12 protein-coding genes are annotated in these 14,627 nt (G+C 37.6%); 2 read left to right on the top strand and 10 right to left on the bottom strand.

Features of this window, described 5'->3' with window-relative positions; genetic code table 11:
• From larC to uxaC, 9 genes are all read right to left on the bottom strand, one after another.
• Positions 1–285: nickel insertion protein (larC, locus tag CVD27_RS00895; RefSeq protein WP_142384059.1), on the bottom strand; the 285-nt coding region annotated here is incomplete at its 3' end.
• A complete protein-coding gene (gene larB, locus CVD27_RS00890; protein ID WP_101646022.1) occupies positions 266–1,042 on the bottom strand; it encodes a nickel pincer cofactor biosynthesis protein LarB in 777 nt (258 codons plus the stop codon). The genes larC and larB, both read right to left, overlap by 20 nt.
• A gap of 19 nt (positions 1,043–1,061) precedes the next feature.
• Positions 1,062–2,537, bottom strand: coding sequence for a gluconokinase (locus tag CVD27_RS00885; RefSeq protein WP_101646021.1), 1,476 nt, complete (start codon positions 2,535–2,537; stop codon positions 1,062–1,064).
• A gap of 101 nt (positions 2,538–2,638) precedes the next feature.
• Positions 2,639–3,442, bottom strand: coding sequence for an ATP-dependent sacrificial sulfur transferase LarE (gene larE, locus CVD27_RS00880; RefSeq protein WP_101646020.1), 804 nt, complete (start codon positions 3,440–3,442; stop codon positions 2,639–2,641).
• A gap of 82 nt (positions 3,443–3,524) precedes the next feature.
• On the bottom strand, positions 3,525–4,295 hold the full coding sequence (locus CVD27_RS00875; protein ID WP_101646019.1) for an SDR family oxidoreductase: 771 nt from the start codon (positions 4,293–4,295) through the stop codon (positions 3,525–3,527).
• 26 nt (positions 4,296–4,321) lie between these two features.
• Positions 4,322–5,590, bottom strand: coding sequence for a lactate racemase domain-containing protein (locus CVD27_RS00870; protein WP_101646018.1), 1,269 nt, complete (start codon positions 5,588–5,590; stop codon positions 4,322–4,324).
• A gap of 353 nt (positions 5,591–5,943) precedes the next feature.
• Positions 5,944–7,356 carry an NADP-dependent phosphogluconate dehydrogenase gene (gene gndA / locus CVD27_RS00865; RefSeq protein WP_101646017.1) on the bottom strand — a complete coding sequence of 471 codons (1,413 nt, stop codon included), beginning with the start codon at positions 7,354–7,356 and terminating at the stop codon, positions 5,944–5,946.
• Positions 7,357–7,425: 69 nt separating this feature from the next.
• On the bottom strand, positions 7,426–9,216 hold the full coding sequence (uidA, locus tag CVD27_RS00860) for a beta-glucuronidase (RefSeq protein ID WP_101646016.1): 1,791 nt from the start codon (positions 9,214–9,216) through the stop codon (positions 7,426–7,428).
• Between the two features lie 68 nt (positions 9,217–9,284).
• Positions 9,285–10,688 (bottom strand): glucuronate isomerase, encoded by a 1,404-nt coding sequence (gene uxaC, locus CVD27_RS00855; RefSeq protein ID WP_101646015.1) that lies wholly within the window; start codon positions 10,686–10,688, stop codon positions 9,285–9,287.
• Between the two features lie 252 nt (positions 10,689–10,940).
• On the opposite strand from uxaC, the gene CVD27_RS00850 reads away from it, so the two are divergent.
• Positions 10,941–12,140, top strand: coding sequence for an ROK family transcriptional regulator (locus CVD27_RS00850; protein ID WP_101646014.1), 1,200 nt, complete (start codon positions 10,941–10,943; stop codon positions 12,138–12,140).
• A gap of 93 nt (positions 12,141–12,233) precedes the next feature.
• Here the strand turns inward: CVD27_RS00850 and CVD27_RS00845 are convergent, their stop codons facing one another.
• Positions 12,234–13,637, bottom strand: a complete 1,404-nt coding sequence (locus tag CVD27_RS00845; RefSeq protein WP_101646013.1) for an MFS transporter — start codon at positions 13,635–13,637, stop codon at positions 12,234–12,236.
• Positions 13,638–13,946: 309 nt separating this feature from the next.
• On the opposite strand from CVD27_RS00845, the gene CVD27_RS00840 reads away from it, so the two are divergent.
• Positions 13,947–14,606 (top strand): FMN-dependent NADH-azoreductase, encoded by a 660-nt coding sequence (locus CVD27_RS00840; protein ID WP_101646012.1) that lies wholly within the window; start codon positions 13,947–13,949, stop codon positions 14,604–14,606.
• Positions 14,607–14,627 lie beyond the last annotated feature (21 nt).

Genomic DNA, 14,627 nt, shown 5'->3' with positions numbered 1-14,627 from the left:
GTGACTATGCTCATGATGATGTTCAACATGGTCGTGTTTATGCTCACCGTCGTTTTTATGGGAAAACTCAGACTGGCTAGTATTTTTTAATAATACCACATCAAATTTTGTACTTGTTATACCGTTTTTGACAATCTTTTTCCATTTCAATTCATATTCATCTTCCAACTGAAGCTTTTTTAATTCAGCCTCTAAAAGTATCGGATCTGCCCCCGCATCTATTAGTGCACCAAGAACCATATCCCCGCTAATTCCTGAAAAACAATCAAAGTAAAGTGTCTTCATTTTTTAAGGCTTCCCCTTTTTGTGCAAGTTGATGAATTAAAACGGCATTATAGCCGCCGCCAAATCCATTATCAATATTGACAACGCTAATTCCCGAAGCACATGAATTTAGCATCGTTAACAGTGCTGACAAGCCATGAAAATTAGCTCCATATCCAATGCTCGTTGGTACGGCAATAACAGGATGAGAGACAAGACCGCCAACCACGCTTGGGAGTGCTCCCTCCATTCCCGCCACCACAATAGAAACAGTTGCCTGTTGAATTTCTTCAGCGTGGTTCAAAAGCCGGTGGATTCCAGCAACCCCTACATCATATATACGATGAACGGAGCTTCCTAGTACTTCAGCAGTAACTGCTGCCTCTTCGGCCACTCTTAAATCCGAGGTACCTGCAGCAATCACAGCAATATATCCCTCTTTATTTTTTTTAGACTCCACTTCATCTTTCCAAAAAATAATCTGTGCGGTTTCATTGTAAGTAAACTCCGGACAAGCGTTCAGAATGACTCCGGCTTTCTCTTTTGAAACTCTTGTGACTAGTATTTCATTATTTCGTGCTCTTAAAGCTAGAACTATGGAAACGATTTGTTCAGCAGTTTTCCCCTCTCCATAAACGACCTCTGCAAAACCTTGGCGTTTTTTTCGATGATGGTCCACCTTTGCAAAGCCTAAATTTTCAAAGGTCGCTAGTTTTTCTTTAGCCTCTGATATGCTAAGGGTTCCTATTTGAACTTGTTTTAAGATTTCATCAAGCATTCGCTTTCCCCCTAATTTTCTATCTAAAATACTTTTTCATTTCACATGCTAATTCGATATAATTCTGATAAATCCTCTTATAGATATCACTATTTTCCTTATTAGGTAATGTTGCTTTCCCCATCGGTATATTCTTTTTAATATCTTCAAAAGATTCTACTTTATGAATCGCAACAAGGGCTGTCCATGCAGCACCCCAGGCGGCACTATGGTGGCTTTCTGATACATAAATTTCTGTATCAAAAATATCCGCCATCATCTGCAGAAATAATGGAGACCTTGCTAAGCCGCCATTAACATAGATCCTCAACGGCTCTCCTGCTAACCTTTCCAGGGCTTTTCCTATTTGATACAGATTAAAGGTAATCCCTTCAAGCACGGCTCGTATAAAATGTTCCTTTTTATGAGTAATCGAAACTCCATAGAAATTCCCTTTAGCCCTCTGATTCCAAATAGGGGCTCTTTCACCATTTAAATATGGTAGAAAGATGATTCCATCCGCTCCAGGAGCAACCTTTTCAGCATCGGAAAGAAACTCAGAAAAGCTTCTTTTGTCTTCTAAAAAGTCCTTCAGCCATTGTAAGGCAACTCCGCCATTGTTGCTGGGTCCTCCGATAATCGAAGTATCTTCTGTAAAAGAATAACAAAAAGTTTCTAACTTTTTACTAATTCTCACTCCTTGAGTAACTTGCCTAATGGCACCACTTGTACCAACAGATACTGCCACTTCTCCAGGAAGAATGGCACCTATACCAAGGTTCGCCAATTGACCATCAGCTGCTCCAACAACAAACGGCATTTCTGAATTAATTCCCATATCTTCCGCTTTTTCTTGACGAATACCAGTTAATATTTTCGTTGGAGGGACAACTTCTGAAAGCTGCTGTTCCCTGATACCCGCGAGTTCCAATAATTCCGGTTCCCATTGGTGTGTTGCCGGGTTAAATAATCCTGTTGCTGATGCCATGGAATAATCAATTACCCTCTGACCAAACCAGCATTGAAGCAGGTATTCCTTGATAGACATAAAGTATTGGGCTCTTTTATAGGGTTCATAGTTTGTTTCGTTCATCCAGACTAGTTTTACAAAGGGCGTCATTGGATGAATCGGAGTACCGGTTTTGGAATAAACCTCTTCCCCTCTAGTTTTCATTATATTTTCTGCTTGTTCATAACCTCTTCCATCTGCCCAAATGAGTGCTGGCGAATTCGGTTCTCCCTTTTCATCAATACAAATTATTGAGTGCATAGCGGCAGAGAAACCAATAGAAACTAACTGATTCTTTCCAATCGCTGCTTTTGTTATGACTTCCCTTATTGCCTGAACAGCAGCTTGCTCAACTTCAATGGGATCTTGCTCCACCCAGCCCTGCTTTGGGTAAAATGAAGTGTTCATTCTCTCTACTTCGGCAACTAATTTTCCGTCTAGGGTAAATACACAAGCTTTTACACTTGTTGTTCCAATATCAAGCCCTATAACAAATTCACTTGACATATGATTCCTCTTCCTTTTTCTATGATAACTAGGTTAATAGAAAAGGCTTTGGAATCCACCAAAGCCTTTTTCTATTTTCAAGTTTCAATTTCATTTACATATTATTGAGATAAAGCTTTGTTCATACTGCCGCTCTGATAACCTACTAAATCAAGAGTTATATATTTATATCCATAGTTTTGCAATTGTTTTACAATCAATTGATGATTTTCCAAAATAACTGGCATATCATTTGGCTCTACCTCAATCCTTGCAATATCCTGGTGTGTCCTTACACGCACTTGCCGTACATGAAGTGATTTTAAATAATCCTCAGCTTTTTCAACCTTAGTTAACTTCTCTTTTGTGATAAACTCACCATAGGCTATTCTAGAAGAGAGACAAGCTAAAGATGGTTTATTCCATGTTGGTAAGTCAAATCTTTTTGAAAGTTCTCTAATTTCTTCTTTGAACAACTCCGCTTCTTGAAGGGGCCCACGAATCCCTTTTTCCTTAGCTGCCTTCATTCCAGGTCGGAATTCATTCAAATCATCCGCAATCACTCCGTAAATGACATTTTGAAAGCCTTTTTTCTCCATGACAGGTATCAGGTGATCAAATAAGCTGCTTTTACAAAAATAGCATCGATTCTTGTTATTTTCTGCATATCCTGGGATTGCTAGTTCGGATGTTTCAATCACTTGGTGTTTTGCACCAATGATATTTGCAAGTTTCCTTGCCTCTTCCAATTCACTTGAGGGGTAGCTTTCAGAATCTGCTGTAACTGCCAGTACCTGTTCTGTACCTAAAGTATCAACTGCGGCTTTTAACAAAAACGTACTATCAACCCCTCCAGAGAATGCCACAACTACAGATTTCATTTCACGGAGAATAGATTGTAATTTTTTATACTTTTCTGCCAGCATTTCCCCAACTCCCCCATTTTCTTAATTTCAGCCATTATTTTTTAACATATTTATTAAACAGCTTTTTTATGTTGACCATCACTTAAATAGTCATACTTCCAAATCCGCCATCTACCCTGATTAGTGCACCAGTAACAAAGCTTGATGCCTTTTCGGATGCAAGCCATACAGTAGCGCCTTGAAGTTCCTCAGCTTCTCCAAATCGATTCATTGGCGTATGTCTCATAATATTTTCAATTCTTTCTTCATCTAAAATCTTTCTGTTTTGTTCAGCCGGGAAGAATCCTGGAATTATAGCGTTAACTCGAATGCCATTTGGTGCAAACTCTCGAGCTAAATATTGTGTAACACTATTAAGTCCTGCTTTTGAAACAGAATAAGTAAATACCCGTGATAGCGGAGTGGTCGATGATACGGAAGAAATATTAATAATGCTGCCTTTTCTATTCTGGTCAATCATTCTCTTAGCAAAAATCTGACAAGCTAACACAATTCCTTTTAGGTTAATCTCCATAATTTTATCGTATTCATCCATTTCTAGTTCAAGGAATGGTGTCGAACTATTCGTCCCCGGTGCATTTAAGAGGATGTCACAGCCTCCAGACCATTGGTCAATTTCTTCTGCAGCCCGAATTAATGAATCTCGGGAACTAACATCCGCTTGAAATGCTTTTGCTTCGCCACCACCTGCTGTGATTTCCTTAACAACCTCTTCTGCTTTTTCCAAATTACGACCGACAATCGCTACTCTCGCTCCATGTTCTGCTAAGCCTTTGGCCATTGCAGATCCTAAAACACCATTTCCCCCAATTGCAACCGCTGTCTTCCCGGTTAAATCAAATAAAGTTGTCATCTCTTTCTCTCTCCTCTTTGCTTTAATTAAAATAAATTTCCTTCCCTATCAAACGGAAATTCATATGGCTCCGAAATTTGCTCCATATTTGGATGCTGAGAAATATATGGAAGCAATGGCTCTGACACTTCTATTTGACTAAGTTCTAATGTATTTTTGATCCTTACTAATTTAACTTTTGTAAAATCTAAGATATTGCAAGTCTTAACGGCTGCTTGAATGGCCATTTTATCGTTCGGCAAAGTAGTAGCAATTTTTGTTGGGGCACAAACGGTTGAAGTCAAACCATTTGCATAAGTGCCTTCTTTATCCATCTTATCTACCAGCCGCTGGGTAGTAAAATCTGCAGTTCCTACTCCATTTGCATTTCCCTCTGATTGAACGGTTACGTCAAGCACGACCATTTTGTTTACATCAGGTCCTCCTGATGCATAGGGGGTTGGATAGCGTCCGGTAATGTTGGGATCCATGCCATCCCCACTAATATTTTTACCAATCTCATCAATCAACAGGACATCCAACTGATCAAAGAAAAGCTTAGGCAATAACTCCTTTGCTTGCTTTTGCAGCGCAGGTTCTTTTTCCACAATTTCCTCAGGAGTAAGTACTTCGAGCACTGCTACTTTATCAAAGGCATTTTCGATTGTTGCTACTCCAAATAATACGGGTGTTCTTTCCATAATGATTTTGGCCATAGCTGGTACATTTTCGGCCATATACTTGAAACCCATTTGGTGACAGGCTTCTGCCCCCTTTTGCTTTCCAAGGCCTATACTAATCATTTTCATGATTCCACTTTCGACAGGTCCACGGAAAGCGGTATGCGGTTTCACCCGATTAATTACTACTATGCCGTCCGCTTCAGAAGCAAACTTATCGACATAAACAGGCAATCCATTCGGTAATTCTCCTACTTTAACTACCTCCATCGAAGATCGGATTTCACAGCCGGCACTTTCTTCAGTCACTCCGAGATGCGCTAACACCTCACGTTGACCTTCCGCAGTTGCACCGCCATGACTTCCCATACTTGGCACAATAAATGGTTTTGCACCTAAGTCTTTTAAGAATTGTACAGTTACAGCAGTTAATTCCACAATCCGGTCAAGTCCTCTGCTTCCAACAGCTATGGCAATTTCCATCCCCGGCTTAACTTTTTGTTGTATTTTTTCTTGGCTTAATTTTTTCTTTAATTCTGTCCCAAGATCATCAATTTTATTGTTTTCAAAATTCACTTTTACTTTTGCCATTTTTGGAACAGGAATATCATTTAATAATTCTTGAAGAATACCCATGATCTATTTCACTCCTTTTCTATATTTAAGTTTGCCTCTTTGAAATCTATTCAATGTATCAGGGTGCCTTTAATAAGTAAGTGTATACTGTAATCCCTTTCAAATGTTCCTTATTAAAAATATTTTTGTTGTATCTTCATAATTAATTTGTTTATTGAACAAATTAATTATATGTATAATAACATTTTGGTTAAAATACGTCAATATATATGCGATATTTCCATTAATAGCAAGGAGAAATCTTTATGCTTTTACTGGAGAAGGAGAGCCCTATTGAACAAAATCCATTGGAGTCCCAAAGCAGAAAAAAGCTGCCCCACTAGTGAAACATCACTTTTAGGGCAGCTTTATTTTTATTCCATCCAGTTAGTGTGGAATACGCCTTCTTTATCAACACGTTGGTATGTGTGTGCACCAAAGTAATCGCGTTGTGCTTGTAATAGGTTCGCTGGCAAAGTTTCAGTACGATAGCTGTCATAGTACGCAATTGCACTTGCAAAAGACGGTACTGGAATTCCTCTTTCAATCGCAACAGCAATAACTTGACGTAACGCTTGCTGATAGTTTTCAACAATATCTTTGAAATATGGGTCTAATAAAAGATTTGCTAATTCAGCGTCACGGTCATATGCATCTTTAATCTTCTGTAAGAATTGCGCACGAATGATACAGCCGCCGCGGAAAATCATTGCGATATCACCATAGCGTAAGTTCCAATCGTATTCTTCAGAGGCTACACGCATTTGAGCAAACCCTTGAGCATAAGAACAAATCTTACTCATATATAAAGCTTTACGCACAGCTTCGATTAACTCTTCTTTACTTCCTTCAAATGGTTTCACTTCAGGTCCATTTAAAACTTTGCTGGCTTTCACACGCTCTTCTTTCATTGCTGAGATGAAGCGGGCAAATACAGATTCAGTGATAATTGGAAGTGGTACACCTAAATCTAAAGCATTTTGGCTTGTCCACTTACCAGTTCCTTTTTGACCAGCAGTATCAAGGATTACATCTACCATTGGTTTACCTGTATCTTCGTCTACCTTAGTAAAGATATCTGCAGTAATTTCTATTAAGTAGCTGTCTAGTTCCCCTTTATTCCACTCAGCAAAAACGCTATGAAGTTCTTCTGCGTTTAAGCCTAGGACATTTTTCATAATAAAATAGGCTTCTGAGATTAATTGCATATCTCCATACTCAATTCCATTATGAACCATTTTCACATAATGACCGGCACCGTTAGGACCAATATACGTACAGCATGGATCACCTTGTACTTTAGCTGAAATAGCTTCTAAGATTGGCTTAACAAGATCGTATGCTTCTTTTTTACCGCCAGGCATGATAGATGGGCCTTTTAACGCACCTTCTTCCCCACCGGAGACACCTGTCCCAATGAAATGGAAACCTGCTGTTTCTAATTCTTTATTACGTCTAATTGTATCTTGGAAGAAGGTATTTCCACCGTCAATTAGGATGTCCCCCTCTTCAAGATATGGCTTTAATGATTCAATGGTTGCATCAGTAGCTGTTCCGGCTTTAACCATTAATAAAATTTTGCGGGGCTTTTCTAGGGAATTAACAAATTCTTCAACTGTTTGCGCACCAACAAAATTTTTACCTTCTGCTTCATTCTTCAAAAAAGCTTCAGTCTTATCATAAGAGCGGTTATAAACAGCAACGGAATATCCACGGCTTTCAATATTCAATGCTAGGTTTTTTCCCATTACCGCAAGACCAATAACACCAATTTGTTGTTTTGACATACTAATCCCTCTTTCTACATTTATCTTTATAGATAACCATATTCTTTCCTTATTGACAATATATGTGCTTTATTTTTTGTAATTAAAATCAGGAATTTGTGTCCAGCGGCGACGTAATTCATGAGCTGCATATTTTGGTTTACGCTCACGGGTAAAGATTCCTTTTTTGTTTCCTTGAACACGGATGATTCCCTGGCTTGTTTGGAAGTCAGCAAAATTCCACACTTGCTCCCCGACAAATTGATTAAATTCGTCAAAAACTTCATGATTTGCACGATAAAATTCTACTTGGTATTCTTCAGTAAACATGACTGGTTCAACATCATGCAGGCCTGCAACTGTATCGGCACCATACTCTGTCATCATAAAAGGTTTGTCTGGACAGCGCTCTAACCACCCGTTCAGTTCTGCACGTAACTTTGCCTTGGCTGCCACAAGATCACCACCATCCACATACCAGCCATAATAGCGGTTAAAGGTAAGGATATCTAGTAATTCAGCAACTTTATCTTTGTCCGGAGTTGAACCTAAATGAGTTACTAAAGTGACAGGACGTTTTTGTGGATCAAGCTCTTTTGCAAGTTCCACTAAAGGCTTAAAGTACTCATAGGCTCCCTCTTCTTCTGAAGCAGGCTCGTTAGCCACATTCCACATGACAACGGAAGGGTGGTTTTTATCGCGGGCAATAAGCTCTTTAATGACTTCTTCATGATGCGCAAAGGTTTTTATTTCCTTCCAAGTGTTTCTTTGGGCTGTACCCCCATTTAACATAACCATAAAGTTCAAATGCAGGCCAACAGCCGGCACTTCATCGATTACGACAAATCCTTCCCTATCTGCAAGACGCATTAACTCTTCTGAATAAGGATAGTGAGCGGTACGGAATGAGTTTGCACCAATCCATTTCATTAGGTTAAAATCAATCACGTTAGCTGCCTCATCAAATCCTCTGCCGTGAATAGGTGAATCTTCATGCTTACCGAAACCTTTAAAGTAAAATGGCTTATTATTTATAAAAAACTTACCATCTTTTACCTCTACAGTTCTAACTCCAAATGGCTGTTCGTAAACATCAATAGTGTTTCCATCCTTGGTTAATTTTATATGAAGTGTGTATAAGTACGCATTCAGCGGTTCCCAAAGTTTTACATTTGGAATCAAAATTGAACCAGACATTCCATCGGCTTCACCTACAACACTGCCTGACTCATCTACTACGCTTATCTTAACTTGGGACTCCCCGGCCGCCTCTACTGAATAATTAACCGTTCCATCAATATCTGTTACGATCGTTACATCTTGAATGTAGGTGCGTGGAGTTGTATAAATTTTAACTGGACGCTGCAAACCTGCATAGTTAAAAAAGTCAAAATTAGGAGAGTTTCGTTTTACTGTCCCAACTCCTGGTATATCCTTTTCGGAAAAAAATCCAACCGGTAATGTTGAATCATCAACAATATTATTAACTGCGACTGTTAATCGGTTTTTACCAGGCTTTAAAAAGCTATTAACTTCTGCTTCGAATGGTAAGAAACCACCTTTATGCTCTACAGCTAGTTGTCCGTTTACGTAGACTTTTGCTATATGTGTTGCGGAACCAAATCGTAAAACAATACGTTCAGAAGTAAGAAGGGAGGGAACTGTAAATTCCCGTTCATACCAGACCCAGCCAACATGGTCTCTAATCGCTGCTGTCACACCAATGTCATTGAAAGAAGATGGTACTGCCATTGAAATTGTACCAGTTAATTTAGTATTTTGCCAATTATCTGAAAAACCGTCACCAGAATCTAGTTTAAAATTCCATATTCCATTTAGATCTATAATACCGCGGGTTTCTGTAACAATTGGATATAACATGTTCAACACTCCTTTTGTGATGGTCATCTTTTTGAAGTTGAAGCAGCCCTTAACATTTCTTATAAAATTTACCGTTGCATAAAAAAGCGTTGTGCATTATCGTAGCAAATATCACGAACCATTTTTTCCATCTGCTTCATATTATTTGGCGCTAAACCCTTTTCAACCCATTCGCCAAGTAAATTACATAGGATTCGGCGGAAGTAATCATGACGAGCATAGGATAAGAAACTACGGGAATCTGTTAACATACCAATGAAGTGGCTTAATACACCAACATTTGCAAAGTCTTTCATTTGCCTTTCCATCCCATCGATATGGTCAAGGAACCACCAACCAGATCCTAGCTGCACCTTTCCTGGAATACCTTCTTCGTAGTAGTTGCCCATCATCCCAGCTAGAACCACATTATCTTTTTGGTTTAAGTTAAATAAAACCGTTCTTGGTAAAGCCATTTCATTATCTAACGAATCAAGGAAGCGGGATAATCCTACAGCTAAATTAGCTTCACCAACAGAGTCAAATCCTGTATCTGCACCAAGCTGATTTTTCATTCTTGTGTTATTGTTCCTCATTGCCCCCATATGAAGCTGCATAACCCATTGCTTTTCAGCGTACATTTTTCCTAATTCTTTGAGAAGAAAGATTCTATATGCATTTAATTCAGGTTCTGTTAATACCACTCCGCTTAACCGTTTAGTGAAAATCATTTCAATCTCTTGCTTTGTATTTTCTACATACTTCATACTTTGAATATCATGGTCAGAAGCACGACCCCCATTTTCATGGAAATAGTCAACTCGCTGTTTCAATGCTTTAAGGAATGTATCTAAAGAATCAATCTTTATTTCAGATACGTTTGCTAATTGTTCAATCCAGTTGAAGAAAGTGAAGCGTTCTATACAGAGTGCACCATCAGGACGGAAGGTCGGTGCAATGGTTGTTTGAAAAGACTCATCCTTCTTCAGCAATTGATGATATTCCAAGGTAGATGTTGGATCATCTGTTGTCCCTATAAATTTCACGTTAGATCTCTCAATTAAAGCTCTTGCACTAAATTCCGGTCTTTGTAATTTTTCATTACATTCATCCCAGATTTCCTTTGCGGTTTCAGGACTTAATATCTTATCAATCCCAAAAAACATTTTTAATTCTAAATGTGTCCAATGATAAACCGGATTTCCTATTAAATGTGGTACTGTTTCAGCCCATGCGGCAAACTTTTCCCAATCACTGGCATCACCTGTTATATATCGTTCTGCAATGCCATGCATGCGCATTGTTCTCCATTTATAGTGGTCTCCTCCAAGCCAAATTTGAGTCATATTTTCGTAGGATTTGTTTTCCCAAACTTCCTTTGGATCCAAATGACAGTGGAAATCAAAAATCGGCGCTTTAACGGCAGCGTTTTCAAAAAGGTTAATTGCTGTATCTGAATTTAATAGAAAGTGTTGGTCCATAAATTTTTCCATCATTTATTCCCCCTTAACTTTTGGGTTGTATTCAATCAACTGAAAGCCCTTACTAAATTAATAATATATTCGTTATAAAGATGCTTATTTTTAATTTGTTTATTAAACAAATTAATTACACTATCAATTTAACACGTTTAATATGTTTAGTCAATTAACTATTTAGGAATTAATAGAATATTAACGACGTTTTAGCAATATAACTGATATAATGGGATTATCACAAAGGAATGCTCGAAATGGAGGATATAAATGGTTACCGGTGACGCCGCATATATAAAGAAAATTAATCGTTCGCTCATTATCAGAGAAATAGTTAAGGAAGGAATGATTTCTAGGGCTGATCTTTCAAAGGTTACTGACTTAACGAGAGCAACAATCTCCGCACAAGTAGCTGACCTGTTAGAGGATGGCTTAATAATTGAAACGCAGCTAGAACACTACACTGTCGGCAGAAAACCAATTATGTTGTCATTAAATGGACTAGCTGGCTACGCTCTAGGTATTGATTTAGATTATGGTCATATTTCTTTTACTATTTCCAATCTTCTTGGACACCCTGTTGCATCTTCGACAATTGAAATGGATACAACGGATTATCTAGTAATCCAAACAATATTGAGCGATCAGATTCAAACATATTTATCTGAGTATAATGATACCCGATACGGAATTGTAGGAATTGTTATTGCTATTCATGGGCTAGTTGGAAAAGATGAAACCATCCACTATGTACCCCGCCTTCACTGGAGTGATGTGGATTTAAAAGGGGATTTGGAAAAAGTAATTCACGTGCCAATCCACATTGAAAACAATGCAAATCTTTCTGCCTTTGCTGAAAGAGTATTTGTTCATCACGAAACAGACAATCTATTATGTGCGACTCTGTACTCAGGAATTGGACTAGGAATGATGATGAATAATGAATTTTTTCGAGGTCATGACGGATATGCCGGTGAAGCTGGGCATATGATTGTTGTTCCAGGTGGTAAACCTTGTAACTGCGGAAATAAGGGATGTTGGGAAAAGTACTCTTCTGAATCCAGTGTATTCGAATATCTATCTGAAACTAGAAAGATTAAACCTTTGAGATACGAACAAATCCAAAAATGGCTAAATGAAGGTGATGAAGAGGTTTGTGAGATAGTGGAACAATTTCTTTATTATCTTGCCATAGGATTAAATAACATGATTAATATGTACAATCCTGATGTACTTGTACTCGACAGTGAATTACTTAGAATGTATCCGAATTCTCTTGAAAAAATTAGAGAACAGCTGCAATCCTCTATAAGTCATTACCGTCAATTGTCTTTATCAACAATTGGGAGAGAATCATCAATATTAGGTGCTTGTGGACTTGCCATCAAAAATTTCTTAGATGTCCCTATTTTAAACTTATCTCGCACTGAGGAAAGCATAAACAATGAAAGCGCAGTCAATCAATTTTAAATGAATCTCTTAGCCTGCCTCTTTGGCAGGCTTTTTTTAAATTTAAATTTAAAAAAAGAAGCCAGTTATTCACTGGCCTCTTTAGTAATTCAATTATTTACTTGCGTTTCTTTTTTCAGCTAAATCAATCGCAAGTTGTAATGTACGTTTTTTATTTAACGGATACAAGAAGGTAAGAATTAAGAAAATGACCACAAATACAATGGCTGGAACCAAGGTGCCTAAAGTATGAATTCCATTTAATGTATTTTGTGTTTGTTCTTGGACAGTTGAGTTATAACCTACTGCAGCTATTGCTGCTCCGCCAAGACCACCGGCAACAGCCTGTCCAACCTTACGGGCAAATGAATAGATAGAGTAAACGGTTCCATCTTCACGTAAACCTGTTAAATATTCATGATAGTCAATAACATCTGTTACGAAAGCCCAAACAACCAAGTTAAAGATTCCATAACCAAGCATTGCAATTGATAAGATTCCAATAAATTGCGTTGATGTTAAGTTAGGCAGGAAGTAAAGAACACCATATACAATGGCAGCTAATAAAATTCCAGCTGAAGCGACTTCCTTTTTACCAAACTTAGCAACTAAAGGCTTAATAAACGGCATAGCAATAAATACAGCAACTGATTGGAGTAGGCCAACCATACTTAAAGCATGTGCATTACCAAAGTAATCTTTAAATAAATATACATTTACTGCCCCAATTAGCATGAATACTATCATGAAACTCAATGAAGCAACCAATATCCAAATTAGTGGCTTATTCTTCACTAAACCTTTAAATGTTGTTCCGAAATTCACTTTTTGTTTATCTGTTTCTTCCAATACAATACGCTCTGTTGACATTTTATAGCAAGCAATATAACAAGCTAGTGAAAGGATTCCAAATAATATTGCACCTAAAAAGAAATGATTTGCATCTGCTTTATTATCAACAAACAAGATCATTGGACCGACTACGTTAATTATTAAACCGGCTAAGTTAGCCCCTAATGTTCTAAAGCTTGATAATGTTGTACGTTCAACAGGGTTACCAGTAATAACGGAAGCCATCGAACCATAAGGAATATTTACAGTACTATACAATGTTCCCCATAAGATATATGTGATATATGCCCATACTGTATAAAATCCATTTGACATTCCTGGAAGATGTACGAACATTAAAACACCTGAGATGACTAGTGGGAAAGACATTCTTAAAATCCATGGTTTAAACTTACCATTTTTTCCAGCCTTTCTTGTATCAATAAAGCGTCCCCAAGTGACATCAGCTACTGCATCCCATAACCGTGCTATTAAAAAGAGCCCACCGACAGCGGCCGGATTAAGGTGAAAAACATCTGTATAAAAAACCATTAGAAATGCGCTTACAAGAATAAAGAAAAAATCGTTCCCAAAATCCCCAAACATATAACCAAGCTTATCTTTCATCCCAAACTTTCTGAACTCGGCAGTTGGATTTGTCTCTACTTTTTTTGCTGCTTGACCCATTTTTTTCCCCTCCAAAATTCTTTTTATGTTTTAGTTATACTCTCTTGAAACCCTTTTCAATTGACTCTAAAAAATAGTTTTTATCTCGAGATATTTTAATTAGTTTAATAAACTAATTAATTAATGTATCCTTATCTTATCATTCTCTAAAATAGGAGTCAATATATTTTTTGAAAGCGTTTAAGCGTAAAAATCCCCCAATAATTTCACCTAATGTTCATGAAATTCACTAATTGTTCAATATTGATCAAAAGTATTTTTTCTATAATTAAGTTGATGAATCATACTAACCATGAAGGTTGTGACTTAATGGAGAAATTATTATATATAACAGCCAACCCTAAAGGTCTTGAAAAATCAAAGGGACTTAAAATTGGGGAGGCGTTTTTAGAATCCTTTCAAGAAGAACGGGCAGATGTAGAGATAAATAGAGTAGATTTGTTTTCCTGCGAATTTCCACAAATGGATGCTGATCTGGTTTCAGCAAGAGGAAAGTTAGCTGGTTATGGTTATACCCTTGACCAACTTTCTCCATCGGAAAGAGAGAAAATTACAAAAATGCATGCCCTAGCAGATGATTTCATAACTTATGATTATTATGTTTTTGTCTCACCAATGTGGAATTTAAACTCACCTGCTGTTTTAAAAGCCTATATTGATAATTTATTTATTTCAGGAAAAACATTTGCCCACACCGCAAATGGTCCTAAAGGGCTCTTATCAAATAAAAAGGCCATTCATATTCAAACACGAGGTGGTCAATATATAGGTACTCCCATGCAAGAATTGGAATCTGGTGACCGTTACTTAAAAATCGCTCTTCGTTTTTTAGGAATAGATGTAATGGATACAGTGGTGGCAGAAGGTTTTGATTTAAATCCGAAGAAAGTACCAGAACTTCTCGAACAAGGAAAAATAAATGCGCGCCATGCAGCAAAAGAATTTGCTAAAGGTCTGATTCACGTATAGAAATTGTAAATAAAAGGCTTC

Source organism: Neobacillus cucumis, assembly GCF_002860255.1.
Lineage (GTDB): Bacteria > Bacillota > Bacilli > Bacillales > Cytobacillaceae > Neobacillus > Neobacillus cucumis_A.
Note: the sequence above shows the minus strand (reverse complement) of the source record. Positions and strands in the feature narration are given on the sequence as shown.